At 41.1% G+C, this 26,695-nt stretch carries 28 protein-coding genes and 1 pseudogene; 23 read left to right on the top strand and 6 right to left on the bottom strand.

The window, feature by feature from the left end:
- Positions 1-517: 517 nt before the first annotated feature.
- From greA to NST65_RS12005, 3 genes are all read left to right on the top strand, one after another.
- Positions 518-991 carry a transcription elongation factor GreA gene (gene greA / locus NST65_RS12015; RefSeq protein ID WP_008358505.1) on the top strand — a complete coding sequence of 158 codons (474 nt, stop codon included), beginning with the start codon at positions 518-520 and terminating at the stop codon, positions 989-991.
- Positions 992-1,041: 50 nt separating this feature from the next.
- On the top strand, positions 1,042-2,784 hold the full coding sequence (locus NST65_RS12010) for a penicillin-binding protein 2 (protein WP_111926413.1): 1,743 nt from the start codon (positions 1,042-1,044) through the stop codon (positions 2,782-2,784).
- A gap of 67 nt (positions 2,785-2,851) precedes the next feature.
- Entirely contained in the window at positions 2,852-3,517 is a 666-nt protein-coding gene (locus NST65_RS12005; protein ID WP_025092411.1) for a YrrS family protein, read from the top strand.
- Positions 3,518-3,735: 218 nt separating this feature from the next.
- On the opposite strand, the gene NST65_RS12000 is transcribed toward NST65_RS12005, so the two are convergent.
- Positions 3,736-3,939, bottom strand: coding sequence for a YrzA family protein (locus NST65_RS12000; RefSeq protein WP_024423103.1), 204 nt, complete (start codon positions 3,937-3,939; stop codon positions 3,736-3,738).
- 186 nt (positions 3,940-4,125) lie between these two features.
- Between NST65_RS12000 and NST65_RS11995 the strand changes: the two genes are divergently transcribed.
- The 7 genes from NST65_RS11995 to NST65_RS11965 all read left to right on the top strand — a co-directional run bounded on the left by NST65_RS11995 (position 4,126) and on the right by NST65_RS11965 (position 8,807).
- Positions 4,126-4,767, top strand: a complete 642-nt coding sequence (locus NST65_RS11995; RefSeq protein WP_024423102.1) for a class I SAM-dependent methyltransferase — start codon at positions 4,126-4,128, stop codon at positions 4,765-4,767.
- Between the two features lie 15 nt (positions 4,768-4,782).
- A complete protein-coding gene (gene mtnN, locus NST65_RS11990; RefSeq protein ID WP_024423101.1) occupies positions 4,783-5,478 on the top strand; it encodes a 5'-methylthioadenosine/S-adenosylhomocysteine nucleosidase in 696 nt (231 codons plus the stop codon).
- A gap of 46 nt (positions 5,479-5,524) precedes the next feature.
- On the top strand, positions 5,525-6,448 hold the full coding sequence (locus tag NST65_RS11985; RefSeq protein WP_041118087.1) for a cysteine synthase family protein: 924 nt from the start codon (positions 5,525-5,527) through the stop codon (positions 6,446-6,448).
- A 1-nt stretch (position 6,449) separates the two neighbouring features.
- Positions 6,450-7,598 carry a bifunctional cystathionine gamma-lyase/homocysteine desulfhydrase gene (locus NST65_RS11980; protein ID WP_024423100.1) on the top strand — a complete coding sequence of 383 codons (1,149 nt, stop codon included), beginning with the start codon at positions 6,450-6,452 and terminating at the stop codon, positions 7,596-7,598.
- Between the two features lie 72 nt (positions 7,599-7,670).
- On the top strand, positions 7,671-7,901 hold the full coding sequence (locus NST65_RS11975; protein ID WP_034279976.1) for a YrhC family protein: 231 nt from the start codon (positions 7,671-7,673) through the stop codon (positions 7,899-7,901).
- 450 nt (positions 7,902-8,351) lie between these two features.
- A complete protein-coding gene (locus NST65_RS11970; RefSeq protein WP_065214597.1) occupies positions 8,352-8,486 on the top strand; it encodes a YrzI family small protein in 135 nt (44 codons plus the stop codon).
- Between the two features lie 165 nt (positions 8,487-8,651).
- Positions 8,652-8,807: a hypothetical protein gene (locus tag NST65_RS11965; RefSeq protein WP_223251019.1), complete on the top strand. Its 156-nt coding sequence runs from the start codon at positions 8,652-8,654 to the stop codon at positions 8,805-8,807.
- Positions 8,808-8,850: 43 nt separating this feature from the next.
- Here the strand turns inward: NST65_RS11965 and NST65_RS11960 are convergent.
- A pseudogene (locus NST65_RS11960) lies at positions 8,851-8,925 on the bottom strand (YjcZ family sporulation protein); the annotation flags it as partial.
- Between the two features lie 320 nt (positions 8,926-9,245).
- Here NST65_RS11960 and NST65_RS11955 point away from each other — a divergent pair.
- The 9 genes from NST65_RS11955 to NST65_RS11915 all read left to right on the top strand — a co-directional run bounded on the left by NST65_RS11955 (position 9,246) and on the right by NST65_RS11915 (position 20,121).
- Positions 9,246-9,848, top strand: a complete 603-nt coding sequence (locus NST65_RS11955) for a class I SAM-dependent methyltransferase (protein ID WP_034279979.1) — start codon at positions 9,246-9,248, stop codon at positions 9,846-9,848.
- Positions 9,849-10,262: 414 nt separating this feature from the next.
- Positions 10,263-11,477 (top strand): formaldehyde dehydrogenase, glutathione-independent, encoded by a 1,215-nt coding sequence (fdhA, locus tag NST65_RS11950; RefSeq protein ID WP_024423097.1) that lies wholly within the window; start codon positions 10,263-10,265, stop codon positions 11,475-11,477.
- Positions 11,478-11,575: 98 nt separating this feature from the next.
- Positions 11,576-12,349: a class I SAM-dependent methyltransferase gene (locus NST65_RS11945; protein ID WP_046311880.1), complete on the top strand. Its 774-nt coding sequence runs from the start codon at positions 11,576-11,578 to the stop codon at positions 12,347-12,349.
- 725 nt (positions 12,350-13,074) lie between these two features.
- Complete coding sequence (locus NST65_RS11940; protein ID WP_046311876.1) at positions 13,075-13,638, top strand: GNAT family N-acetyltransferase; 564 nt, start codon at positions 13,075-13,077, stop codon at positions 13,636-13,638.
- On the top strand, positions 13,638-15,356 hold the full coding sequence (locus NST65_RS11935) for an ABC transporter ATP-binding protein (RefSeq protein WP_046311874.1): 1,719 nt from the start codon (positions 13,638-13,640) through the stop codon (positions 15,354-15,356). The genes NST65_RS11940 and NST65_RS11935 overlap by 1 nt, the downstream gene beginning before the upstream one ends.
- 355 nt (positions 15,357-15,711) lie before the next feature.
- Positions 15,712-16,461 carry an SDR family oxidoreductase gene (locus NST65_RS11930; protein ID WP_111926593.1) on the top strand — a complete coding sequence of 250 codons (750 nt, stop codon included), beginning with the start codon at positions 15,712-15,714 and terminating at the stop codon, positions 16,459-16,461.
- Positions 16,462-16,833: 372 nt separating this feature from the next.
- Positions 16,834-18,054, top strand: coding sequence for an MFS transporter (locus NST65_RS11925; RefSeq protein ID WP_111926417.1), 1,221 nt, complete (start codon positions 16,834-16,836; stop codon positions 18,052-18,054).
- Between the two features lie 70 nt (positions 18,055-18,124).
- A complete protein-coding gene (locus NST65_RS11920; protein ID WP_024427903.1) occupies positions 18,125-19,165 on the top strand; it encodes a 2,3-butanediol dehydrogenase in 1,041 nt (346 codons plus the stop codon).
- A 125-nt stretch (positions 19,166-19,290) separates the two neighbouring features.
- Entirely contained in the window at positions 19,291-20,121 is an 831-nt protein-coding gene (locus NST65_RS11915) for a manganese catalase family protein (RefSeq protein ID WP_024427904.1), read from the top strand.
- Between the two features lie 35 nt (positions 20,122-20,156).
- Here the strand turns inward: NST65_RS11915 and NST65_RS11910 are convergent, their stop codons facing one another.
- Genes NST65_RS11910 through NST65_RS11895 form a run of 4 tightly spaced genes read right to left on the bottom strand, consistent with a single transcriptional unit; the run spans position 20,157 to position 23,199 of the window.
- Positions 20,157-20,870 (bottom strand): amino acid ABC transporter permease, encoded by a 714-nt coding sequence (locus NST65_RS11910; protein ID WP_034279995.1) that lies wholly within the window; start codon positions 20,868-20,870, stop codon positions 20,157-20,159.
- A 12-nt stretch (positions 20,871-20,882) separates the two neighbouring features.
- Positions 20,883-21,581: an amino acid ABC transporter permease gene (locus NST65_RS11905; protein WP_025092844.1), complete on the bottom strand. Its 699-nt coding sequence runs from the start codon at positions 21,579-21,581 to the stop codon at positions 20,883-20,885.
- On the bottom strand, positions 21,578-22,438 hold the full coding sequence (locus NST65_RS11900) for an amino acid ABC transporter substrate-binding protein (RefSeq protein WP_111926419.1): 861 nt from the start codon (positions 22,436-22,438) through the stop codon (positions 21,578-21,580). Before NST65_RS11900 ends, NST65_RS11905 begins: the two co-directional genes overlap by 4 nt.
- A complete protein-coding gene (locus tag NST65_RS11895; RefSeq protein WP_024427908.1) occupies positions 22,435-23,199 on the bottom strand; it encodes an amino acid ABC transporter ATP-binding protein in 765 nt (254 codons plus the stop codon). Before NST65_RS11895 ends, NST65_RS11900 begins: the two co-directional genes overlap by 4 nt.
- A gap of 144 nt (positions 23,200-23,343) precedes the next feature.
- Here NST65_RS11895 and NST65_RS11890 point away from each other — a divergent pair, with 144 nt between their 5' ends.
- The 4 genes from NST65_RS11890 to NST65_RS11875 all read left to right on the top strand — a co-directional run bounded on the left by NST65_RS11890 (position 23,344) and on the right by NST65_RS11875 (position 26,584).
- Positions 23,344-24,513, top strand: coding sequence for an acyl-CoA dehydrogenase family protein (locus tag NST65_RS11890; RefSeq protein WP_111926421.1), 1,170 nt, complete (start codon positions 23,344-23,346; stop codon positions 24,511-24,513).
- A 121-nt stretch (positions 24,514-24,634) separates the two neighbouring features.
- Positions 24,635-25,423: a BPU family class D beta-lactamase gene (gene blaBPU / locus NST65_RS11885; RefSeq protein WP_101676961.1), complete on the top strand. Its 789-nt coding sequence runs from the start codon at positions 24,635-24,637 to the stop codon at positions 25,421-25,423.
- Positions 25,424-25,526: 103 nt separating this feature from the next.
- On the top strand, positions 25,527-26,141 hold the full coding sequence (locus NST65_RS11880) for a hypothetical protein (RefSeq protein WP_061109393.1): 615 nt from the start codon (positions 25,527-25,529) through the stop codon (positions 26,139-26,141).
- A 95-nt stretch (positions 26,142-26,236) separates the two neighbouring features.
- Positions 26,237-26,584, top strand: a complete 348-nt coding sequence (locus NST65_RS11875; RefSeq protein WP_046311866.1) for a YxiJ family protein — start codon at positions 26,237-26,239, stop codon at positions 26,582-26,584.
- Positions 26,585-26,695 lie beyond the last annotated feature (111 nt).

Genomic DNA, 26,695 nt, shown 5'->3' with positions numbered 1-26,695 from the left:
CAGCATTCTCGGAAAAAATCTTAAGGGTTTGATATGATAAGAAAACAATGAAGAAAAGAAGAGATGGAGAAATCACTACCACATAGCGAAAGAATGAAGTTGAAAAAGTATATTAAAAAAACGACAAACAAATCATCACAAATTTTCAAACAATTCTTGATCAAAATGCAATTTTGTAATAATATAGCATAGACATATCGTACACTGACCATATTATGTATTGGAAGATGGAGAATGGATAAGCTATTCTTCTACATATGATCGAAATGGCCGAACGAGGTACAGGAGCTTCCTGTGCCTTTCCACAGTTTGTGCGATTTTAGACCGCTGCGAGTGGTCCTGTCTAATAAAAGGCATAATAGTTGCATCTAAAAGGGACGCCATGTAAGATGGACTTTTACGAATATGGTACAGAAGGAATGAGGGCCTGAACATGTCCTCATTCTTGTATATTTCAGTCGTCACTCACGTGCAGAAAGTTTGTATGATGAGGATTAATAGAAGGAGTGAATGATTCATGGCACAAGAGAAAGTATTTCCAATGACAGAAGAAGGAAAACGTAAATTAGAAGAAGAGCTTGAATATTTGAAAACGGTTAAACGTAAAGAGGTTGTAGAGCGTATTAAAATCGCTAGAAGTTTTGGAGACCTCTCTGAAAACTCGGAATATGATTCTGCTAAAGAAGAGCAGGCGTTTGTAGAAGGCCGTATTACAACGCTTGATAATATGATTCGTAATGCTAAAATTATCGAAGATGAAGGAAACTCAAATGTGGTTTCACTTGGTAAAACGGTGACATTCGTTGAATTACCAGACGGGGAAGAAGAGTCTTACACAATTGTTGGAAGTGCAGAAGCTGATCCGTTCGAAGGCAAGATTTCAAACGATTCACCTATTGCAAAAAGCCTTTTAGGTAAACAAGTAGACGACAAAGTAACCGTTCAAACACCTGGCGGAGAAATGTTCGTCCAAATTGTAAAAATTTCTTAATCACGTTTATCAGGTAAACACCTCGTCCACAATAGGGACGAGGTGTTTTTATGCGCAAAAAAAGAAGAATTCAATGGACAGGTGCGATTATTTTTATACTATTGCTCGGTCTTCTGATGAGACTGGCAGAAATTCAGCTGTTCTTTACAGAATCGTTTTCAAAGCTTGATATCAATTTAATACAAGAAAGTGTCAAACAGCGAACAGAAGAAGTCGTTATTTCAGACGGGCGCGGTGAGTTTTTAGATCGAAACGGCCAAGCACTTCTTACAAAAGAACAGCCTGCGGTTATCTTATTTCCTTTCCTGCAATATGATCTTCCACGCTTACAGCAAACCGCCTCTATTCTTGAGATGGAAGAGGATGAACTCAAAAAACAGTTAACAGAAACGAAAAAACCTCTCATTTTAAAAGATGACATCACGAAAAAAAAGCTGAAAGACATCAATGATATGAAATATTCAGGTGTGTACGGCGTATATATGAAAGAGAAGGACAAAAAAAGACTTGCCCTCCACACACTAGGCTTCACAAGCGAAAATCCAGAACTATTGAGAAAGCGTTATCCTGACAAAAAAGAGCTTTCCATACGTACTGAAATCGGCACATTTGGGCTGGAAAGCACCTTTGACGAATTTCTATTACCCGAGCAAGACACAAAATTGTTATATCATGTGGATGGAAGGGGAAACCCTTTGTTCGGTATGGACGTCAAATATACAGCAGAAGCTCATTCCTTTTATCCACTTCAGGTACAGACAACGATAGATGAAGACATGCAGGCTGAAATGGAGAAGGTGCTCAAAGAACAAGGCGTTGAAAAAGGCGGTGCCGTTCTGCTCGACATTGAAAAAAGCAGTGTACTCGCGATGGCGAGTACCCCAAATGTCACAAGTAAAAACCGGCATGAGGCAAGAAATTACATGCTGACAGCGATTGCACCAGGCTCTGTCTTTAAAACGGCTGTACTTGCCGCAGCTATCGAAAAAAACCTTGACCAGCCACAAACCATGTATGACTGTCGAAAGAATTTATATGGAGAGCCTGAAGGAAAACAGGAAGTGCTGAATCTGACGGACAGTTTCTCTGAGAGCTGCAATTATACCTTTGCGACACTTGCTGAAAGGCTCATTCAAACAGATGATCAAATCATCGAAAAGACGGCTGCAAAGCTTGGACTCATAGATCGAGCTGGCTGGGAAGGGGATGTCTATCATAAGCAGCACTTCAAACAGTTTGATCGTGAAGAAACAGGCAGTGTGTGGGGAGATAAAAGAGACAAGCATGTCAAAAAAGCTATTGCACAAACCGCGATAGGACAAAAAAATGTCAAAACGACGCCTCTGCAAATCGCGAATATGATGGCTACGATCGCAAGAGGAGGAGAACGAAAAGAAGTGAAAATCGCAGAAAAAGTGCTGTATCAAAACGGAACAACCATGCTGTCCTTTCAAAACAAACGGCCTGAAGGGGGCAGCATAGACCGCTATACAGCTCAAAAGCTGCAAAAATTCTTAAGGCAGGTGGTGACCTCTGACAAGGGAACCGGAAGAAGGTTTCAAGATTTGCCATACGATGTAGCGGGAAAATCAGGTACTGCCCAAACCGGCAGTCAAGACAAAAAGGGGAATCCGCTTTATCATAAGTGGTTTGCTGGATACTTTCCGGTAGAAAAACCAAAATACGCCCTTGTCGTTGTTCACCTAGATGAGACAAGTGGCCGGGCTAAGACAAATGATGCGTTTTATGATATTGTAAAAAAGGTCAATGAAATTGAAAAGAAACAGACATAGAACATCCCTTCATGACATGTTAGAATAGTAACGACTTAGGGAACAGAGGCAAAGGAGTGCAGAGATTTTGAGTAGAAATTCTCGATTTGAACATCGTGATAAGCGCAGAAAGGCAAATATGGTGCTTAACATATTAATTGGTATCGTTGTGGTGCTTATTTTGGTTGTCGCATCGAGTTTGTTAATTTTTAATAAGCCGAAAGATCCTGATGTAGCGGATGCGCCATCAAAAACGGCACCTGCAACAAGTGAAAATAAACAAAACTCACAAGAAGATGTGAAAGATCCAAAGAAAGACACATCCGATGATTCAGATGCAAAAAAAGATGATTCATCTGATCAAGACGACGAAACGAAGAAGACAGATGATGAAGAAAAACCTAATAAAGATGCGTTAAAAGACGCCAAAGAAACAGATGGCGGCAAAACGAGTGATGTAGACAAAACATACGAAAATGATGACTGGGAGCCTGTAGGAACAGAGCAATCCGGTTCACATACAGCAACCTATGATTCCAGCTCAAAAGACTGGAAAGAAATGATCAAAGCCATGTCCTATGCGACAGGAATTTCAGAAGATCAAATGACCGTTCTTTGGTTAGGAAATAACGGAGGTCCTCAAGATGCAAAAGGAACTATCCGTGATAAATCAACAGGTGAACGCTACCGCGTGGAAATTACGTGGGTAGATGAAAAAGGCTGGAAACCTGTGAAGGTTGAAAAATTAAGATAAACACGAAAAAAGATAGCAGATTGTTGACAAAGGGCTAAAATGATGTTTATTTTAGCCCTTTGTCTTCTTTTCAGCGTGATAGAAAACCTTTGCAGTCTAGGAAGGACGAGTACTGGAGCGGAGCGAATTTGACATTCGTGAGCACCGGCACGCAGAACTGACAACGAATGCGAGGGTTTGTCTATACGCTGAGATAGCAGATATGCTATCTTTTTTGTTTAGACATTCGCTTTAAAATGAACAACTGCTGTATACAAAATCCGCTCATCGATCACAGTCGTTTGATGACTGACAGAATGAACAGTCAGCAGAATCGCCTGATTATGTTCAATTTGTTTTTGGATCTTTTGTTCAAGTTCTTTTAAAGATGTTGCTTCAAAAAATTCTATTTTATCCTTTAAAAAATCCAGCTGAAAATCCATTTGATTCACCTCTCTATACTCTTCATTCATCTTAATCTCTCTCCTTCAGAAGGGCAAATGTTTTTCTGTCTCTCCCAGTATTTTTTAGTAGGAAAGAAACAGAAGTTGTGGTAGGATAGGAACTGTTCGACGGAATAAAACATACTATACGCATAGGAATAAATAGATAAAGTGGAGGGAAAGAAAATGGGACGTGAATTTCTTTCTTTATTTGATCATTGGGCTGACTCTTATGACGACACGGTAAGTGGTCATGACGAGCAGTATAAAGAAGTGTTTCGCCGGTATCCGGCTATTTTAAAAGAGATTGTCCGCCTTTCAGGCCAAAATGTTCTTGAGTTTGGAAGCGGTACGGGGAATCTAACAGCGCTGCTCCTTGCAGCTGATAAAAACGTGTTTGGTGTTGAACCATCAGATGCCATGAAGAAAGCGGCTCTTCAAAAAGGACTGCCAGATCTATTTCATGATGGGGATTTTTTATCATTTCCAGCGCCGCCTTTTGAGCCAGATACGATCGTCAGTTCATATGCATTCCACCATTTAACGGATGAAGAAAAAAAACAAGCCATTCACACCTATAGCAACATCCTTCACTCAGATGGTAAAATAGTTTTTGCTGATACAATGTTTCAAAATCAAGCAGCACATCAAGCTCAGATCGACAAAGCGAGAGCCGCAGGGTTCGATCAGCTTGCAGAGGATTTAGAAACGGAATATTATCCATCCATTGATGTGTTAAAGCAAATCTTTGAAGAAGAAGGTTTTAGCACGTCCTTTCATCAAATGAATGATTTTGTTTGGATCGTAGAAGCGAAGAAAAGGGAATGAAAGGATGTTTTTGATTTGAAAATCGCAGTTATAGGTGCAATGGAAGAAGAAGTGACGATTTTAAGAGATCAACTAAAAAATGCTACACAAGAAAACATTGCTGGGTGTGAATTTACAACAGGTGTTTATGAAGATAAAGAAGTGATTTTATTAAAATCAGGGATTGGAAAAGTAAATGCAGCGGTCAGCACAACATTACTGCTTGACCGCTTTCAGCCAGATTATGTGATCAATACAGGATCTGCTGGCGGTTTTCACCACTCATTAAATGTAGGTGATATTGTCATCTCTACTGATGTGAGACATCATGATGTAGATGTGACCATCTTTGATTACGAATATGGACAAGTGCCGGGACTTCCAGCTGCTTTCATTGCAGATGAAAAGCTTGTGAAGCTGGCAGAAGAATCTGCTTTAGAAATTGATCATATTCAAGTGGCAAAAGGAACGATTGCAACAGGAGATTCGTTTATGAATGATCCGGATCGTGTAGCGTTTGTGAGAGAGAAGTTTCCAGAGCTATATGCGGTGGAAATGGAAGCCGCAGCCGTTGCACAGGTCTGCCAGCTCTTTGGTACGCCATTTGTTGTCGTTCGTGCGCTATCAGATATAGCAGGGAAAGAATCCAACATCTCCTTTGATCAATTCCTTGAGCAAGCAGCGATTCACTCAACCGACCTTGTCTTGCGTATGATAAAGCAAACACAATAAAAGAAGGGGTTTCCCCCTTCTTTTCCATGCAAAGGAAGGGAATCATATGGCTGTCATAAAGGATATTACTGAATTAATTGGCCGCACACCGCTTTTAAAGCTGTCAGGGATTGGCGTCCCAGAAGGCGTTGAGGTGTATGCAAAGCTTGAGATGATGAATCCAGGTGGAAGTATTAAGGATCGTTTAGGTGACATGCTCATCAGAGAAGCATTAGCATCTGGCAAACTGCGTCCAGGCGGAACTATTATTGAAGCAACTGCTGGAAACACAGGAATTGGGCTTGCCCTAAGTGCAAGAAAGCATCAATTGCAGACCATTTTTTGTGTACCAGAACATTTTAGTCAAGAAAAACAACAACTGATGAAGGCGCTCGGTGCAGAGATTATTCATACGCCGAGAAAAGAAGGCATGAAAGGTGCGATTGATCGAGCCCTTGAATTAGAGGCAAGCCTTGACAATGCCTATTGTGTTTTACAATTTAAAAACCAAGTAAATCCATTGACTTACTACAGAACGCTCGGTCCCGAATTATGGTCCGACTTAAAAGGGAATATCGATGTATTCGTGGCGGGAGCAGGATCTGGCGGAACTTTTCAAGGTTGTGCCGCCTATTTTAAAGAGCAGAATCAGTCGTTAAAAACAGTGGTTGTGGAGCCTGAAGGATCAATTTTAAATGGAGGGGACCCGGGTCCGCATAGAACGGAAGGAATTGGCCTTGAATTTATCCCAGATTATATGGAGCAGGCTTTATTTGATGAGATTTACACTGTCAGTGATGATGATGCGTTTCAAATGGTGAAAGAAGCAGCTGAAAAAGAAGGTATTCTCATCGGCAGCTCTTCTGGTTCCGCTTTATATGCCGCTTTAGAGGAAGCAAAGAAAGCAGCACCTGGGACAGTCATTGTCACCATTTTTCCTGACAGCAGTGAGCGATATTTAAGTAAAGGAATTTATGAGGGAGGAAAATAGCATGAAACCAAAAACAATGATGATTCACAGCGGAACAACGGGTGATGAAAGAACAGGCGCCGTGTCTGTGCCGATTTACCAAGTAAGTACTTATAAGCAGCCGAAAGCAGGCGAACATACGGGGTATGAATACTCCAGAACAGCAAATCCAACAAGAACTGCCCTGGAAACAGTCATTCGTGATCTTGAAGGAGGAGCAAGCGGCTACGCATTTGGTTCAGGGATGGCAGCCATTACGGCTGTGATGATGCTGTTTAACAGCGGAGATCATATTGTGCTGACAGATGACGTGTACGGCGGAACCTACCGCGTCATCACAAAGGTGCTAAACCGCATTGGCATTACTGCAACCTTTGTTGACACAAGTGATCCTGAAGCAGTGAAAAAAGCCATTTTACCTGAAACAAAAGCCGTTTACATTGAATCGCCAACCAATCCTTTACTCAAAATGACAGATCTAAAAGCCATCGGCGAATTGACAAAGGAAGCCAACATCTTGATGATTGTCGACAATACATTTTTCACACCGTATTTCCAAAAGCCGATTGAATATGGCGCAGACATTGTCTTGCACAGTGCGACTAAGTATTTAGGCGGCCATAGTGATGTTGTAGGCGGGCTTGTCGTCACAGCGACGAAAGAGCTTGGAGAAGAACTGCACTTTGTTCAAAACTCGACAGGCGGAATTCTTGGACCGCAGGATTCATGGCTTCTCATGAGAGGGATGAAAACGCTTGGACTACGAATGGAAGCACATCAACAAAATGCACAGAAAATCGCTGAGTTTTTAAAGCAACATGCAGCCGTCACACGTGTTTATTATCCAGGTCTTGATACTCACCCTGGACATGAACTTGCGAAAACACAAGCATCCGGCTTCGGCGGCATGATCTCTTTTGATATTGGAAAAGAAGAACATGTCGATGTATTTTTAAGCCAGCTTAAGCTGTTTACAATCGCAGAAAGCCTTGGAGCGGTTGAAAGCTTAATTTCTGTCCCTGCCCGGATGACCCATGCGTCCATTCCAAAAGACCGCCGGGAGGAGCTTGGCATCACAGATGGTTTAATTCGTATTTCCGTCGGAATTGAAGATGTGGATGATTTACTACATGATATCAAGCAAGGACTAAGCGCACTGGCGAATGGATAGATTTACATGCTCCTCGCTTTCTCTCACTATGTTAAGCTATGAATAGACATTGATAACTGGAAGGTGAAACAAGTGAAGAAAAAGTGGAGTGATTTAGTGACAGATTACAAGCAGTACGCTTTTATTTTGCTTGCTGTCAGCACCTTTTTATATATTGGTACGATCTTACCGAACCAGCACATCGAAGCATCTCCAAAAATGCTGATGATGGGAATAGATTGTGTTTTCTTATTAGCAGCTTTTGTTTGTGTTAAACGCGCGATTTTCTTTCAAAAGAAACTGCAAGAATTAGATGAAGATTAATTCGAAAGCCTCCTCATTTGCCTGAGGAGGCTTTTTTTATTGTATTGGATAATCAGACAAGAATAACTGTAGAAATTTAGTCAAAAACACAAAAATCACCTATATGACTAAAAACAGGTTTACAAAATGGTGCTTGCTGGATATACTTACAAAGTAATTAAAAAAAAACGTAAAGGAGGCTGAAGAATATGTTATTCGTATCTACTTGTGATCAATTCAACCAACAATTTCATCATGTCATCAGCCTGTGGAAGAGTTCGTGTCCTTCCTTTGCCTTATACGGTGCACGCTTCAAAACTGTTTAAGTAAACGAGGATTTCACACGTATCATCCATTGCAGGTTGGAAGACACTGTCTTTTGATCTGCATTTTTGTGTGCCCGCAGGTCAACTGATAAAGAAGATCTGCGGGCTATTTCGCGTGCTGCGAACTGAAGGGAGGTGAGCGTATATGACAATCCATTTATTTTTTATTACTTTGACGATTAAGCGGAAATACAAGGACATTGAGACCGTTCTTTACGAACAAGAAGTCGAAACAATTTATGAAGAAATGAAACAGAAACAACTAAAGTATATGAACTAAAACAGGAAATGAAAAATGTGAAAAGGAGGAGATTGACATGTTTATGATGCTAGCCATGCTTGATTGTTATACGATGGAGAAGGACCAGGTTTAGACACGCTCCACATTGATCACCTGCACATATGATACCGTAAAAGGTGATTGTGAGGTGATCAATGAATGTCGATGTCACCATATATGAGATTTCCGTCTGTGGGGCACGGGTATGCATCTATTCCGCATTCCTTAAAGCACGGATACGGCAATCCATACCGCATGCAAAGAGAGCAAGAGGAAATGCTCAGACGTTATATGTATCAGTACCGGACTTATTGGTATTAAAGAAAAGGAGCAGGAAACCATGACGTTTCCTGCTCCTTTTACGTTAGCAAATCCAGCTTGCACCAATGATGATCAACAAAATGAACAGTACAACAAGCAATGCGAATCCGCCTGCAAAACCGCCACCGTAGCCACCGCAGTAGCCTCCAGAATAACCGCCAAAGCCCATAATCTAGCACCACCTTTATCTAATCAAGATACATTTATAAATTATGCAGCTCATGCAGAAAACGAAATCAATCTGAGCACAAATAATGAAAACGCCTATTCAAGTTAAAAAATAATTTTCACTTTCTGCGAAACATTTTCTGAAAAGGAGCGTCTTATAAAAGACAAATAAATTAGGACTAGGTCTTAATTTTTGTTAGGTGAGAGCCGATATGAAAAGTAAGAAAATTTGTAAATAGTTTATTTACTGGTGAAAAGCAGGTGTTAACATTGATTCAAAGCTGGATTGGAAAACAAATGAGGGAACCAAAAGGCTTGTTCTCAAAATGGGTTGCCCGCTATATGGAAAAAAATCATCATAATATCAATGAATGGACGCTTCAACTCTTAAATATACAAGAAAATGACCGAATTTTAGAAATTGGGACTGGAAGAGGCATCACCTTATCAAAGGTAGCTGAAAAACTTGACCGCGGAAAAGTATATGGAGTGGATGCCTCTCGTCATATGATTAAATATGCAAAAAGAAAACATAAGAAGCTTGCGGAACAGGACAAAGCCGTTATTACGCTTGGTAAGGCTGAGCAATTACCTTTTGAAGACAGATCATTCAATAAATTATTTACGGTGCAGACGATCTATTACTTGAAGGATATTGAGCAAGTCATGAAGGAAGTGTACCGCGTCCTTCAAGTGGATGGAGAAGTATTTTTATCCTTCCAAAAGCAGGAGCTGATCAACGAACAAAAACGGTCAACATCTTTTTCATCGTACAGTGAAGAAGAGATCAGCCGTCTGTTTTCAGCATATCACTTTAGAGAAGTCTCGGTTTATCACTATGATACATACATTTGTATCAAAGCCTTAAAATGATGAAAATATTTCCCAGGTAATGAACAAGCACTCAAAAAAGAGGCTCTTTGTCAGAGGAGCCTCTTTGCCTGCAATCGAATGTAAAAATAAAAAAAGGCTCTTCTTATGAAGAGCCTTTTGTATGTGATATAGGCGCCAGCCAGGTGTGTAAGGAATGATAGTATATATAAGGAATTTGTTTGTCGATTAAGGATACCTGTCTGGCTTATTTCTTATATCGACACCGTTCTGCAAAAGTTTAGCTTTTTTTTCAATATTTTCTTTTTTATTTCGCTGGAAGACACATTTTTCTTTCTCACATAGACATGTGCCTCCTTCTTTTTCACATAATGTGCTGTTTGAAGAAGGAAATTGCTTAAGAAATAGAGAAAATTGTAGAGACTTCATTTTTAAACAAAAGGGAGGAATGAAATCATGTCGGGAAACAAAGGTGTCGTTTATAAAGGAGCAGGAAAAGTAGCAGTTGAGGATATTGGATACCCTGATTTGGTCTTAAAAGACGGCCCGGGTGTACCTAAAGCCAATGTGGGGCGCAAATGTGAGCATGGCGTCATTTTAAAAGTAGTGACGACGAATATTTGCGGAAGTGATCAGCACATGGTGAGAGGGCGTACGACTGCACCTGAAGGGCTTGTCCTTGGTCATGAAATTACAGGTGAAGTCGTGGAAGTTGGGCGAGATGTGGAGTTTATTCAAAAAGGGGACCTCGTGTCCGTTCCGTTTAATATTGCCTGCGGACGCTGCGTCATGTGTAAGGAACAAAAAACCCATGTGTGCTTAAATGTAAACCCGGACCGCCCAGGCTCTGCCTATGGATATGTAGATATGGGCGGATGGGTTGGCGGCCAATCCGAGTATGTCATGGTTCCATATGCAGATTTTCAGCTGCTCAAATTTCCAGACAAAGATCAAGCGATGGAAAAAATACTTGATCTCACGATGCTTTCCGATATTTTCCCGACAGGTTTTCATGGTGCTTATACGGCTGGAGTAAAGCCTGGTTCGACCGTATATATTGCAGGTGCTGGGCCGGTAGGTCTTGCAGCAGCACATTCGGCTCAGCTTCTTGGCGCATCTGCTGTGATTGTTGGAGATCTGAATGAGCAAAGACTGGAACAGGCAAGAAGCTTCGGCTGTGAGACGATCAATCTACGAAAACATGATCGAATCGGCGAACAAATCACGAATATTTTAGGGGAGCCAGAAGTTGATTGTGCCGTCGATTGTGTCGGCTTTGAAGCTTCAGGTCATGGAGACCAGGGAGAAGCACCAGCAACTGTTTTAAATACGATTATGGATATTACCAAAGTTGGCGGCAAGCTTGGAATTCCAGGGCTTTATGTCACAGAAGATCCAGGAGCAGTGGATGCCGATGCAAAAGTCGGTTCTCTGAAAGTGCGAATTGGACTTGGCTGGGCGAAAGCTCATACCTTTGTGACAGGTCAAACCCCTGTTATGCAATATCATCGCAGTCTAATGAAATCCATTTTAAGCGGCAGAGCACAGATCGCTAAAGCCGTCAATGCGACCGTCATTGACCTTGATCAAGCCCCTAAAGGATATAGTGACTTTGATTCGGGTGTGGCGAAGAAATTTGTCATTGACCCGCACGGGATGCTTTCTCGATAATTTTTAACATGAAAGGAGCCGCTCAATAAAATGGGACGGCTCTTTATTGTGGAAAATCACATAGACTATACAAATCCATTTCAAAGGGGAGGAATTAGATGAATTCAGATCAAGCCAAAAGAAGGGTTGTAGAACAATTTGGGAGAAATGCAGAAAAGTATGTGACGAGTCAAACTCATGCAAAGGGAGCAGACCTGGATCTAATCGTTGAATGGACAGCTCCAAAAGAAAGCTGGATCGTCCTCGATATAGCAACTGGTGGCGGGCATACCGCAAAAGCATTGGCTCCATATGTGAATCAAGTATTTGCGACGGATTTAACGAAAGAGATGCTTTCTCATACATCACTTCATTTAAAAGCGTATCCCCAAATTTTTTATGTAGTAGCGGATGCAGAAAGCCTTCCTTTTTTAGATGGCACATTTGATGTGGTCACATGCCGAATTGCAGCACACCATTTCCCGCACCCTCAACAGTTTGCCAAAGAGGCATCTCGCGTATTAAAGCCAAATGGTCTGTTTTTCTTTATTGATAATGTTTCGCCAAATGATGAAGAGCTTGCACTATTTATCAATGAGCTGGAAAGATTGAGAGACCCAAGTCATGTGTCCTGTCTATCTACAGAACAATGGCGGGAATTGTTTTATAAAGAGGGAATAAAAGAAGTAAGATCAATGGAACGAAAAAAACGTTACCCTTTTCAAGAATGGGTCAAGCGAACAACGAAAACTTTAAAGGAAGAAGAGATCGTTACAAAATACATGTTAGATGCTAACGAGAAAATAAAGCAATATTATAGATTGAACATGACAGAGGATCAGATAGAATCAATAGAGGTGGATGACTGGATTGTTCTTTTCAGGAAAGGGTAAAAGTAAATCATTCATACGAGTCATTGAAAGAAATTAATCATATGCTACATTTTAAAGGGAAAACCGTCATCATCACAGGCGCAGCCAATGGTATTGGTTTCTCGATAAATGTTTAACAATAAAGAGCCGCTCCATAAATGGGACGGCTCTTTATTGTGGAATTCACATTGAATATACAATACATATCAACGAAAGAGATACTTTCTAAGGTTTCTTCATAAGGTCCTTGATGATAAATAATCTCATAGAACCCAGCTGGTTTCATTCTTGCTGACGGTCATATAGGCGACAAATAGGCAACTCACATCTCCAGACTCCTCATTTAAGTCATCTCCTTTTGCATACACAATACCGTATTTTAATCCCAAGTTTTTTAAAAAAATGGCGTAGATTGCTCGTAAAGTTTCTCCGTTGGTACCGACCAACCTATTTTCTCGTCGCTTTACATAAGAGGTTTAGCTGATAATTATTTCTGCGAATATATTTTTTATTTCTTTCTTTACTCTAGAGTTACTCCATACCTTACACTATTTCTTGTGAACTTAACATGACCTAACATTCGACTACTACGAACTTGGCTTGGTAAATGGTTGGGTTTTTCAATGAAATGGAGTAATAAGGCGGAAGGTTGGATTCGAAAATACGGAGTCTAGGCCATTATAGTGAGCTATTTTTAACAGTTGGTCGAATATTTTAATCAGTTTAAAAGAAAGGGTTTTTTAGAAATGACAAAACTAAATCAACAAATGACGTTAGCACCTGTACCGCAGGACGAGCTAGCAGCATTTAAGGCAGAATTACTAGAGGCATTTACGAAAGGGTTACAAGATCGTTTTACAGATGCGGAAGATCCGGCAGAAATGGGACCAATCCCGTCTGAGGAAGATTTCAATCATTCACTTACTGCTAAAGAATCGGTTGTACGTCAACTTTTACTAAACGCCGAAAGAATTGGTGGTGTCGTATTGAAAATGAATAACGAAACCCAGCGAAACGAAGTGGACTTCCTGTATACAAGGGCAAATGCACATGGCAAAGGTCTTGGAACTAAAATGTGGGAAGCGATAGAAGCAGCGTTCCCAGAGACGAAGGTTTGGGAGCTGCACACACCATATTTTGAAAAGCGTAATATTCATTTTTACGTGAATAAATGCGGCTTTAAAATTGTTGAGTTTTATCACCAAGGCAACCCAGGACCTAATGTTGAAGGCAAAGAGCCGGAATCGGATGAAGAGTATGAGTTTTTCCGTTTTGAAAAGGTCATGACGAAAGTGAGCAGTGAATCATAATGCAAGGGAAAATCTCACAGCTTTGGATTTTGATGAAGCGCAGTCAAATGGCGAATAGTCAATTAGTTCTCTTATTTTTTATAAGTATCGTAGAGGTGGCAGCAGGACTTGCTGTGCCACTACTCACAATGAAGCTTATTAACCAAATTTCAGATACTGGTTTTGCATTAACGTCACTCTTACCAGTCATTGGTGTTTTAATTGTACAGGCGATGCTTAGTGCGGTTACATTTTATATGATGCGTCGTTTAGGTGAAGGAATTGTCGCGAATTTACGAACAGAAGTATGGGCGCATATGCTGCATTTACGATTAACATATTACGATGCACATGAATCTGGCGAAACGATGAGTCGAATTACGCAGGATACAAACGTCGTAAAGGAGTTTGTAACGGAAAAGCTCGTATCGTTTGTATCGGGGCTTTTCGCGATACTCGGTGCAATCGTTGTTTTACTATGGATTGACTGGAAAATGACGCTGCTGCTACTGATCGCCGTACCACTCACAATTTTTGTGACGTATCCGCTAGGGGAAAAAATGTACGCGATTTCGAAAGCCAATCAAGATGAGTTGGCAGGATTTGGCGGACGATTAGGGAGAATTTTAACAAACATTCGCCTTGTGAAAGCTTCGCAAACAGAGCAGCAAGAGCTAGCAGGCGGAGAAAAGCAAATTCAGCAGCTGTACAAGTACGGATTAAAAGAAGCAAAAATTGTTGCGATTCTTTCACCACTTATGACGCTGCTCATGATGGTTGTGATCATTGCGATTTTTGGGTATGGCGGTTCACAGGTTGCTTCAGGTGCCATTAGTTCTGGCGAGCTTGTGGCAATCATGATTTATTTAGTACAAATTATTATGCCATTTACACAAATGGCGACATTCTTTACTGATTTACAAAAAACACTTGGCGCAACAGAGCGTATTGTCGAGGCTCTAGATGAGAAGCGTGAAGTCCAAGACGGTAAACCGGTAACTGCTGCGTCACAGCCGATTCTTTTTGAAAATGTGTCGTTTAAGTACAACGAAAAGTACGTGTTAAAAGGTATGACGTTTACGTTAAAGCCAAATGAAACAACGGCCTTTGTCAGCCGAAGTGGTGGCGGGAAAACGACCATGTTCTCCCTTATTGAACGTTTTTATGACGTGTCATCAGGTGCGATATTGTATGGCAAAGAAAACATTGAGCAATTTAATTTAACAGAGTGGCGTGGGCTGTTTGGCTATGTAAGTCAAAATGCACCGTTATTAAACGGAACGATTCGTGACAACGTCATGTACGGGACGAATGGAGCAAGTGAACAAGAGGTACTTGCCGCATTAAAAGCAGCCTATGCCTATGATTTTGTCATGCAGCTGGATAAACGCCTCGATACAGAGGTTGGTGAAGGAGGTATTAAGCTTTCGGGTGGTCAAAAACAGCGTATTGCGATAGCTCGTGCGATTTTACGAAATCCGAGAATCCTATTACTTGATGAGGCGACATCGAACTTAGATAACGAATCAGAGCGTGAAGTGCAGCTTGCTCTTCAAGCGTTAACGAAAAACCGGATGACCATCATTATCGCCCATCGGTTATCCACGATTACAAGTGCAGACCAAATCCTTGTCTTTGAAGACGGACGCTTGTCAGGTCAAGGCACACATGAAGAATTACAAAAAACTCATCCGTATTATCAACAGCTTTGGCAAAATGGTCGTTTAACTGAAGATTAAACGAAAATGTTTCGAGTCAGTTGCTTTTGTTATTCTTTGAAAGTAAAGACGTTAAAAAAACGAATGAAATGGAAATGGGACAAGAACAACATCCTACTTCCTAAATCTTAATCATTTTATATATTCAATTAGACTCTAAATAACAACAAATCAAGAGATGGACGACCTTTGATTTCGCTATAATACGTTTTTACTTTATCTACGATAAATGAAAAATCAATTACTGCTCAATTTTACGAAGCAGGTGATCCTCTTTGATCAGTTGATCTAGTCATACAAATTCAGCTTTGTGCCGAGATTCCTCAAAATGATATGATAGACGACAACATCTCATGGAGAAAGGATTGGATGAATGATGAATTTTCAACATAAAACCGTCATCATCACAGGCGCAGCCAATGGTATTGGTGAAGCGGTCGCCTGCGGTTATGCAAAAGAAGGGGCGCGTGTGGTGCTTGCGGATATAGATGAAGAGAAGGGGAAGCGTTTGGAGGAGCAGCTGAGAAAAGAGTCCTTTGAAGTTTATTTCATTAAAACAGATGTGAAACAGGAGAAGGATATTCAGCGCTTAATGTCGTTTGCGGCGGAGCACTGCAAAACAATTGATATTCTCATTAATAATGCCGGCGTCATGTGCACTGCATCGCCTTATGAGTTAACGGTCGATGAGTGGGATCATGTGCTGCATACAAATGTAAGAGGGACTTTTTTATGCGCTAGAGAAGCAGCACGTTATATCAAAGAGAATCCAAACGGCGGTTCTATTGTGAACATTTCATCTACCCGTGCGACCATGTCAGAGCCTCATACAGAAGCATATGCTGCATCAAAAGGCGGCATTTCCGCACTTACTCATGCCTTGGCAGTTTCTTTTAGTCAGGATCACATTACGGTAAATAGCATTTCACCTGGATGGATTGAAACGAAAGATGAGAAAAGTCTTCGAGAAATTGACCATCAGCAGCATCCTTCCAATCGAGTCGGCACGCCAAAGGATATTGTGAAAGCCTGTTTTTATTTAACAGATGAAGACAATCAATTTGTGAACGGCACAGATTTGGTTGTTGATGGCGGCATGACTAGGAAAATGATTTATGCGGATTAACATGAAAAAAACATTGACGCTTTGATCGGGGCGCAGTACAATATGTAACAATTCAGCTGAAGATCGTGATGAAAAAAAGACACAGCGCAAATAGAGAAGAGTACATCATAGCTGCCCCACACAGAGAACTCCGTGAAGCTGAGAAGGAGCTGGGGAGCATGATGGAACCAAGCCTCTTAGCTCTGCACCGGATTCCTTCGGATGGTGGTGCAGCGAACTTCTCCCGTTACAGAGAAGGGTGAATAATCACCCGCTAAGGTTCATCTGGCAACAGATGAATGAACTGAGGTGGCAACGCGGAGTAAATCTCGTCCTCAAGACAGACATGTCTTGGAGGCGGGATTTTTTTTATGACAAATAGGGGGGACAATGATGAAAAAACATTGGCGGGATATGAGTATTTTACTTGGAGCCATCGGGATTGCGAACATAGGAGAATGGATTTATATGATTGCCCTCCATCTTCTTATTTTTCAAGAAACGGGCTCTGTACTTGCTGTAACAGCAGTTTATTTGCTAAGACCGGCTGCTGCTCTTTTGACCAATAGCTGGTCCGGCAGTTTGGTTGACAGGCTGAATCAGCGGAATGTGATGATCAGTTTAGATATTACCCGTGCTCTGCTCATTGCATGCATCCCTTTTGCCTTATTTTCAGGACATCTGCTCATTCTGTATGTCATGGTGTTTTTCATACAGATGGCACAAGCGATGTTTCATCCAGCGTCGATGGTGTATATGACAGGACTAATCCCGGCGGATAACCGAAAACGGTTTAATGCCATTCGCTCTTTATTACAATCCGGTGGATTTTTACTTGGGCCCGCAGCAGCAGGTCTGCTCTTTCTCATTGGGACTCCTGTTCTTTCAATTTATGTAAATGCCATCTGCCTGTTGATATCTGCTCTGTTAACGATGTGTTTACCGAATTTGCTCAAAACAGATGCTGCCCAAAAGCGGTTTTCCCTTTCAATGTTAAAAGAGGATGCAAAGCTTGTTCTGCGTTTTAGTCTGACGTCACGCCAAATCATGACGGTATATTTATTATTTAGTGCCGCAATATCGGTCCTTCCTACGGCCATAGACTCACTTGAAACAGCCTTTGCAAAAGAAGTATTGATGCTGACTGATACACAATATGGCCTTCTTGTCAGTATAGCTGGAGCGGGTATTATCGCAGGGGCAAGTCTTAATTCGGTCATTGTCGAAAGGCTGTCAGTTTCGCTGATGCTTGGAATCGGCAGTTTGTTTGTGGCGTTTGGCTATCTTATTTATGCATTTTCCAGCAGTCTAGTTGCAGCCGCCGGTGGATTTTTTATATTAGCCTTCTTTTTAGCATTTGCGAATACAGGTTTTATGACGTTCTATCAAACAAATATCCCCGTAGAGGTGATGGGGAGGGTAGCCAGCTTTTATGCTTTGGTTGAAGCCATTCTGACGATGACCATGACAGGAATATTCGGCGGACTCGCTCATATTCTATCGATCAGAATTTCCGTCATCATCGGGTGTCTATGTATGCTTCTTATCTGTCTATTGCTATGTTTTGTCATCTTTCGTCCATTGACTGCCAAAAAAATAGTGCATCCTACTTAGAAAATTAAAAAAATTATGTTATCATTATTTAAGTAAGTTAATTAAATTGATGAGAAAAGGAGTCTTACAAATGAAAGCACTACGCTGGCACGATCAAAAGGACATTCGACTAGAGGAAATTGATGAACCAACAGTTGCTCCAGGAAAAGTGAAACTGAAAGTAAAATGGTGCGGCATTTGCGGTAGTGATTTACATGAATATTTAGGCGGACCGATCTTCATTCCTGTGAATGAACCTCATCCACTTACAAAAGAAAAAGCACCCGTTACACTGGGACACGAGTTCTCTGGTGAAGTTGTTGAAGTAGGAGAAGGCGTGAGCAATTACAAAGTAGGCGACCGAGTGGTTGTTGAACCTATTTTTGCAACTCACGGACATCAAGGTGCTTATAACTTAGATGAAAACATGGGCTTTTTAGGGCTTGCCGGAGGCGGCGGTGGATTCTCTGAATATGTATCAGTCGATGAAGAATTACTTCATTTATTACCAGACGAAATCTCATATGAGCAAGGCGCGCTTGTCGAGCCTTCTGCAGTTGCTTTATATGCGGTTCGTTCTAGTAAAGTACAAGCTGGGGATACAGCGGCTGTGTTTGGCTGCGGACCAATCGGTTTACTTGTCATTGAAGCATTAAAAGCAGCTGGTGCTACTGATATTTATGCAGTTGAATTATCAAAAGAGCGCCAAGTGAAAGCAAAAGAGCTTGGAGCGATCATTGTTGATCCATCTCAGTATGAAGATGTTGTTCAAGAAATTGCTCGCCGTACAAACGGTGGCGTCGATGTTTCTTTTGAAGTGACAGGTGTACCTGTTGTATTGAAGCAAGCAATCCAATCAACTAGAATTTCAGGAGAAACAGTGATTGTAAGCATTTGGGAAAAAGGCGCGGAAATTATGCCGAATGACATTGTCATTAAAGAACGTACAGTAAAAGGAATTATCGGCTACAGAGACGTATTCCCATCTGTATTAAACTTAATGAGAAAAGGCTATTTCTCTGCAGACACACTCGTCACGAAAAAAATCAAGCTGGACGATGTGATCGAGGATGGCTTCCATGCATTAATCAATGAAAAAGATCAAGTGAAAATTTTAGTCAGTGCTGAATAAGTAAGATAAAAAAGAGGATGGCATAAGCCATTCTCTTTTTTATGTATTCATATCATTTTCATAAAGAGAGCTGCGGTTGAATAGTGATAATTGAAAAGATGTTTAATGATAAGGGAGATGACATCATGTTTTATCACATCAAAGAATTGCAATATGAAGCAAAGCCCTCAAAGCCTGATCCGGTGTATGCAAAGAAATTACAAGAAGTATTAGGCGGTCAATATGGTGAAATCAGCGTGATGATGCAATATTTATTTCAAGGCTTTAATTGCCGGGCAGATCAAAAATATAGGGATTTATTATTTGACGTGGGAACAGAGGAAATTGGTCATGTCGAAATGCTGGCAACGATGATTGCGCGTTTACTTGATAATGCACCAGTTAAGGAACAAGAAGAGGCGTACCAAAGTGATCCTGCACTTGCAGCTGTCATGGGCGGAATGAACCCGCAGCATGCGATTGTTGCAGGTTTAGGGGCAATGGCAGCGGATAGTCAAGGATACCCGTGGAATGCCAAATACATCATTTCAAGCGGAAATTTAATGGCGGATTTCAGAGCCAATTTAAATGCAGAGGCCCAGGGCCGCCTTCAGGTCACAAGACTTTACGAAATGACAGATGACCGCGGCGTCAAAGATATGCTCTCCTTCCTCATTGCTCGTGATACATACCATCAAAATATGTGGCTTGCCGCAATTAAAGAATTAGAAGAGCGAGAAGGGGATGTCGTCGTACCAACCACCTTCCCTCGTTCACTAGAAAAACAGCAAGTATCCTATGACTTGTTTAACTTCTCAAGAGGGGAAGAAAGTAAGCAAGGCAGATGGGCACATGGCCGCAGCATGGATGGAAAAGGAGAGTTCAGATATATTTCTGCACCTGTCGTATTCGGCTCTGCACCAAAGCTCAAACCCGCACCAAAAGAACTATTTAACACACCAAAAAAGGGTGAATAAAAAAGTCGATCAGGTTTTTGGGCCTGATCGACTTTTTAACGTCCGAGAGTTCTTCCGTATACACTGACACGTTTCTCTAATAATGCAAAGGCTAATTCAAAGACAATGCTCAGCAGCCAATAGATCAAAGCAGAGACGAGATAAGTTTCTAAAAACTGATAGCCGTCATTTGCAATGATCCGGGAAATACCCATGATTTCGAGTACCCCAATTGTAAACGCAAGAGATGTCGCTTTTAATAACTGAACGAGCTGATTGCCTAGGTTTGGTAAGGCCACAACAAATGCCTGCGGCAAAATAATGCGTATCATCGCCTGACGTGTGGTCATGCCTACAATTTTTGCCGCTTCAAGCTGCCCTTTGTCTACTGCCAGAAGTGCACTTCGGACCACCTCTGTTAAATGAGCGGCTGAATGCAGGCTGAAGGTAATAAGAGCCACAGCTAAAGGGGAGACCATATCTGGATGAAAGGTCAGTCCGAATGTGCCGCTCATACTGGTTAGAAGAAAAGGGAGCCCATAAAAGAAAGCGAACAGTTGAACAATAAGCGGCGTTCCTCTAAAAAAGGAGACGTATAGCGTAACGAGCTGTCTGAGTACAGGGATGCGAAAGAGGCGAATGAAAGCAAAAACAGATCCGATCACAAGACTCACAGCCATGGAAACAAGAGCAATTAATAATGTGAAAGGAACACCTTTTAGAATATGTGGTACTTGGTCAATCGCAAATGGAATATCAATGGTTTGCATCAAATCGCCTCCTTAACGTGACAGACTGGTACGGCCTTTTACAAATTTCTTTTCAAGCAGCATGGTGACTAGTTCAATGCTCATACAAATGAGCCAGTACACAATCGCTATGATCACATACACTTCAAACATGCCTATTCCATAGTTATTTCCTAAGATGATCTTCACCTGTCCCATAATATCGATGAGTCCGATCGTAAAGGCAATCGCCGTGTCTTTCACAAGATCAATGGTGTAATTTCCGAGGTTTGGCAGGGCAATGAGAAAGGCCTGCGGGATAATGATCCTGATCAAGGCCTGTGTATCTGTCATCCCCACAATGTAGGCGGCTTCCAGCTGATCCTTCCCAACAGACGAATACGCACTGCGAAAAACTTCAGATAAATAAGCCCCCGTATGTAAAGAGAACGTCATCATCACAAATAACACACGATCCCAATGATTGATTTGAATTCCTGCTACAAGTAAAAGCTGAGGAAGCCCAAAATAAATCAAGAATAACTGAACAATTAATGGCGTACTTCGTGTAAAAGATAAATAGATAACAGCCAATTGCTTCAGCACTGGGATTTGTTTTATACGAATGCATGCAAATAAGAGCCCTATTATGATGGCGAAAAACAATGACACCGCAATAATGAGAAAAGTGAGTGGCAGGCGTTCAAGCACCTGTAAAAAAATTCGCAGCCAATCTCCAGCTGTAAACGTCATGACGCTTCCTTCCTTTCTTCATATTGATAGCCTTGCTCTGAGATGTAGTCAATATCTTGAAAGAAATCAACCCCAAACCACTTTTTCGCAAGCTTAGGTAGTGTTCCATCATCAATCATCTCTTGTGTGACCCGGTCCAAATCTGCTGCAAGCTGCTTCTCACTCGGCTGTAAGACAAGATAAATCGGCTCCTTTGACACAATGCCGCCAACTTTGACCTTTAGGTTGAGATGCTTTTGTATGGTATCGAAGGTCGAAATATTCATAAAAGCCGCATCAGACCGTCCGCTTTCAACGCGCTTTAAGTTGAGTTCATTTGAAGGGCTTTCAATGGTTGTCAGCGGAATATCTGGATCATATACTTCATTATATTGATTTAATATGGAACGCAATCCGCCGCTGGGACTGACAGGAGCTAGCTTTTTTGATGTCATATCATCAAGCGATTGAATATCCCGGTTTGATTCATTCACAATTAATCCTGTCATCGAATAGCCGTATGGAACTTGAGGGTAAAGAAACCGTTTTTCGCGTTCAGGGTTACTGAAAAACCAATTAGCTGCCATTTCAAACTTCCCTGCGCCAACACCAATTAAATTGGATTCTTCCTCGCCAAAGATGTAATCAAAATGTATGTGTGGAAGTCTTTTTTCCACTTCATTTAAATAATCAATGTTATAGCCAATCGGTTCGTTTCGGTCATTTGTGGCTAAAAAGGGTGGATTGACCTCTGCACTCAGTGCGACTTTCACAATTTGTTTTCCATCATCTGTTGTTGTTTTCACACTGCTGCAGCCAATCAGGGAGAGGAGAATCAGAAGGACACCAGCTGTCATGAATGCTGTCTTTTGCTTCATATGTCTTCCTCCGATCCTTGCCACATTCCGCGATGAATCCTAGATAAAAATTGTTTCGTTCGTTCATGCTGAGGCTTCATGAGGACGTCTTCTGGGGAGCCTTTTTCAACGATTTCCCCATCTGCCATAAAGATCACGGTATCCGCTACGTCCTTTGCAAACGAAATTTCATGCGTCACAATGACCATCGTCATCCCTTGGCTCGCAATATCTTTGATCATTTCAAGGATTTCTCCGACCATCTCTGGGTCAAGTGCGGACGTTGGTTCATCAAACAAAAGCACCGCAGGATTCATCGCAAGAGCGCGGGCAATTCCAATCCGCTGCTGCTGACCGCCAGATAATTCACTCGGAAATGCATCCTTTTTATGAAGCAGTCCAATCCGCGCTAAAAATTGCTCTCCAACCTTTTCAGCTTCTTTTTTAGACATGTTTTGGGACACAATCAATCCCTCTGTAATATTTTCAAGTGCTCGTTTATTTTGAAACAAGTGATAATGCTGAAATACCATGGAAGATTGCTGCCTTAGTTTTAAAAGATCTTTTTTATGATATCGTTCAAATTGAATCGTGGCTTCTCCAACAGTCAGCTCTCCTTTGTCTGGAATGTCGAGGCTGTTTAAACTGCGGAGAAGTGTTGTTTTTCCTGATCCGCTCGGTCCAATAATTGCGACCACTTCACCTTCTTGTACGGTGAAATCAATGCCTTTTAACACATGGGTCTGCCCATAAGATTTATGTAGATTAGTAGCTGAGATCATAAAAGCATCACGTTCCTTTGACAGATGTACTTAATATTGATAAAATTTAACACATTAAATCCTATAAGTAAAGTGTGTTTTATTCATTCCGATTGGAAAAATGAGATATCATAGATTGTGAGAAACAGAGGAGTTGGATACGTTTTGTCTAAAGCATTATTTGTCGATACCGATTTTCAAAAAACATGGCTTAATCAGCTGGAATCTCTTCGTGAAACGATTGAACAAAACGCAAAAAAACATGATGAAGGCGCTTATTTTCCTAAACAGAATATCGAATCATTAGTAAACATGGGATATACAGCCCTGTCTCTTCCCGCTGAATATGGAGGCGGGGGTCAATCTGTAACAGATATGGTTCTATTTCAAGAAACGCTTGGCAGCATGGACGGAGCGACTGCCTTATCGATTGGCTGGCACCAAGGAGTTGTTGGTGAAATTTATGAAAAGAAACTATGGAATGAGAAGCAGCTGCAATTCTTTGCGGAAGAAGTGAAGAAGGGCGCCCTTGTCAACCGCGCTGTAAGTGAGGCGCAGACAGGCAGCCCAACAAGAGGCGGCAAGCCTGGGACAACAGCGATGAAATCAGGTGATCGCTGGGTGATCAATGGACGTAAAATTTTCACAACAATGTCACCAGCTCTCACATACTTTTTAGTCGGTGTATGGATCGAAGAAAAAGAGGCGATGGGATTCTTCTTAATTCACCGTGACACAGAAGGTGTTTCTATAGAAGAAACATGGGATGTTGTCGGCATGAGAGGAACAGAAAGCCATGATTTAATCTTAGATCAAGTTGTGGTATCAGATGATATGCTTGTTGAAGTGCAAAAAGGACCTCGGGGCGGTACGTTAAACCCTTGGATCGCCCATATTCCTTCCTGCTATTTAGGAATTGCACAAGCGGCAAGAGACTATGCTGTACAGTATGCCATCACACATTCACCGAACAGTATCAGCGGAACGATTAGTGACCTGCCGAATGTCCAAACACTGATTGGCGAAATTGATTTACTACTAAAGCAAGCACGCCACGTCATCTATTCAACGACAACATTGTATGAAAAGCCTGAGAAAAGAGAGCTGTTAATCAATGAATTCGGTGCTGTGAAGCATACAGTCGTTAATCATAGTCTGCAAGTGGTCGATAAATCCATGCGTTTAGTCGGTGCGAAAAGCTTGAGCCTTGGCTGTCCGCTTCAGCGTTACTATCGAGATATCCGGGCTGGGCTCCATAACCCGCCAATGGATGATATGACGATTTCAAAAATCGCGAAGCAGGCCATTGAAGAGAAAAAAAGAAAGCTAATATGATCAAAAAGCCGGATGAAACCGGCTTTTTTTATTTGGCAGAAAAGAGGACAAGCGTACCTTATGTCTCATCACTCAGGCATGCTACAATCGATACAAATCATAGGGAAAAGGAGCGGTTTTTTTGAAGAAAAAGCATATGAAATGGCTGTTTTGCACCATCATGCTGATGGCATTTTGTATCGGCCAGCCTTCATCAAGTGAGGGAACATCTCCAGCGTGGTCAGTAGATGAATTCATGAAAGACCGAGAAGGCACATTTGTCATCCAAGAAGTAAAAGAAAAATCGCCATGGGTGTATAACCAAAAAAGAGCGAACAAGCGCTTTGCCCCACAATCGACATTTAAAGTGGCAAATGCCCTCATCGGGCTCCAAACAGGCGCAGTGAGAGATGAATACGACATCAAATATTGGGACGGAGTAAAAAGAGAAATTGATAACTGGAATAAGGATCATACACTGGGCTCTGGTATGAGAGATTCAGTCGTCTGGTACTATCAAGCCATGGCACGTGACATCGGAGAAGAACGCATGAGTCATTGGGTGAAAGCCATTCATTATGGGAACGAAGACATATCAGGAGGAATCGATCAATTTTGGTTAAGCAGTTCGTTGAAAATTTCTCCAGTAGAACAAGTCCATTTCCTCAAACAGCTATATGAAGAAAGTCTTCCATTTGACCTGTCTGTCATGAGAACCGTCAAACGAATGATGATCCAAGAAGAAGAGAAACATGCCACCCTATACGGAAAAACAGGCTCCGGCTCAGGCATCGGCTGGTACGCAGGCTTCATCAAACATGAAAACAAAACCTACATCTTCGCCACAAATATCGAAGGCACCGGGCTAGAAGCAAAAGAAATCACCTATCGTATTTTGAAAAAATATCATTTGATGGAAGCATCCGTTTAGGGTGCTTTTTTATATATAAAAGGGGATATTTTGATAAGATGATGATATATGGGTTAGTTTTAGGAAAATGATAGTGATATCACATGAGAAGGAGGCTTTTTGCTTGAACCAGCCTGAGCACTTATTTGTTCGTTCAGAAAAAGAATTCAGGTTCTATCAGAATTTAGTGGATCATGTATTTGATCAAAATAAAGGGCTGCCACAGCAAGTCTTCCGTAAGAATTTTGATTGTTTTTTGTTTCAAGAGTTTGATTGGGCATTAAGTGATGATATTTTACCAACAATCAAGGAGTTATCAAATTCAACACGTGATAGAGAATTTTTGACCGCAATCCTTAAGCCAGATCCAGTTGATTACTATTTGAAGGAGTTTGGTTATTATCATTGGCTGAAAGCGAGTGTGAACATTTCAGGTGAGGATTATGTAAATGCACTATGGATGCACCCAAAAGGTTCTATAGCGGATAATATAATTACGAACTCAAACATAGTGGTTTGGTTATCCCGTTCTTTGCAGTGGGCGATTTGGGCAGATAGAGATATGGAAATTTGTATAATAGGTATGGTATCAAAAAAAGAGTGTCCCCAAAATATTTTATTAGAAGAAGGATGGAAACCACTGGATCATCCTGATTTAGCAAGTTGGTTAGAACTGTTATTGAAGGATCAAAAAACATTCAATGAATATTTCAGTCAATTGCTATCAAATTATCCGTAATGGTACTTGTGGTTTAAATTAGGAAGTATCAATTACTAATGATAGACAAAGAAATGATTATCAGTAATGTCTATATATAAAAGGAGCATAAGGCCATGAACATCAGCCAAGATAAAACAGCATTAATCAATGATTTGAAGCAGCGCTATCAATATTGTTTTCATTCCACTTATCCAGAAGATATCGTATTTTTTGAGGAGGAAACTGGTATGTGGTCCGATGATTTTTATGAATTTTTCACTCTTGTGACAGGCAGCTTAAGTTATGTGATCGATCATAAACGAATTCCAAAAAAACAGTTAAACGTGCTGCGTCAGTCATTTGAAGAGCAATACCCTCAAATCAAATCATTTCAACACGTCCTTGAATCGTATCCTTTATTACATTCCTATGTCCAGTACCATGAAGAAACAAGAAAACGAATCATTGCATTTATACAATAACCTCTTGGAGGATAAACTATGACATGGTTTTTAGATGAAAAATCCAGAATCTAATTCTTGATTTCGATGTCAACCCTCTAGAGCAAATCAATGAATTTCACCACTTTAAGG

The organism is Bacillus sp. FSL P4-0248 (assembly GCF_038593305.1).
GTDB classification, from domain to species: Bacteria; Bacillota; Bacilli; order Bacillales; family Bacillaceae; genus Bacillus; species Bacillus safensis.
The sequence above is the reverse complement of the archived record's forward strand: the minus strand, read 5'-3'. Positions and strand labels throughout refer to the sequence as shown.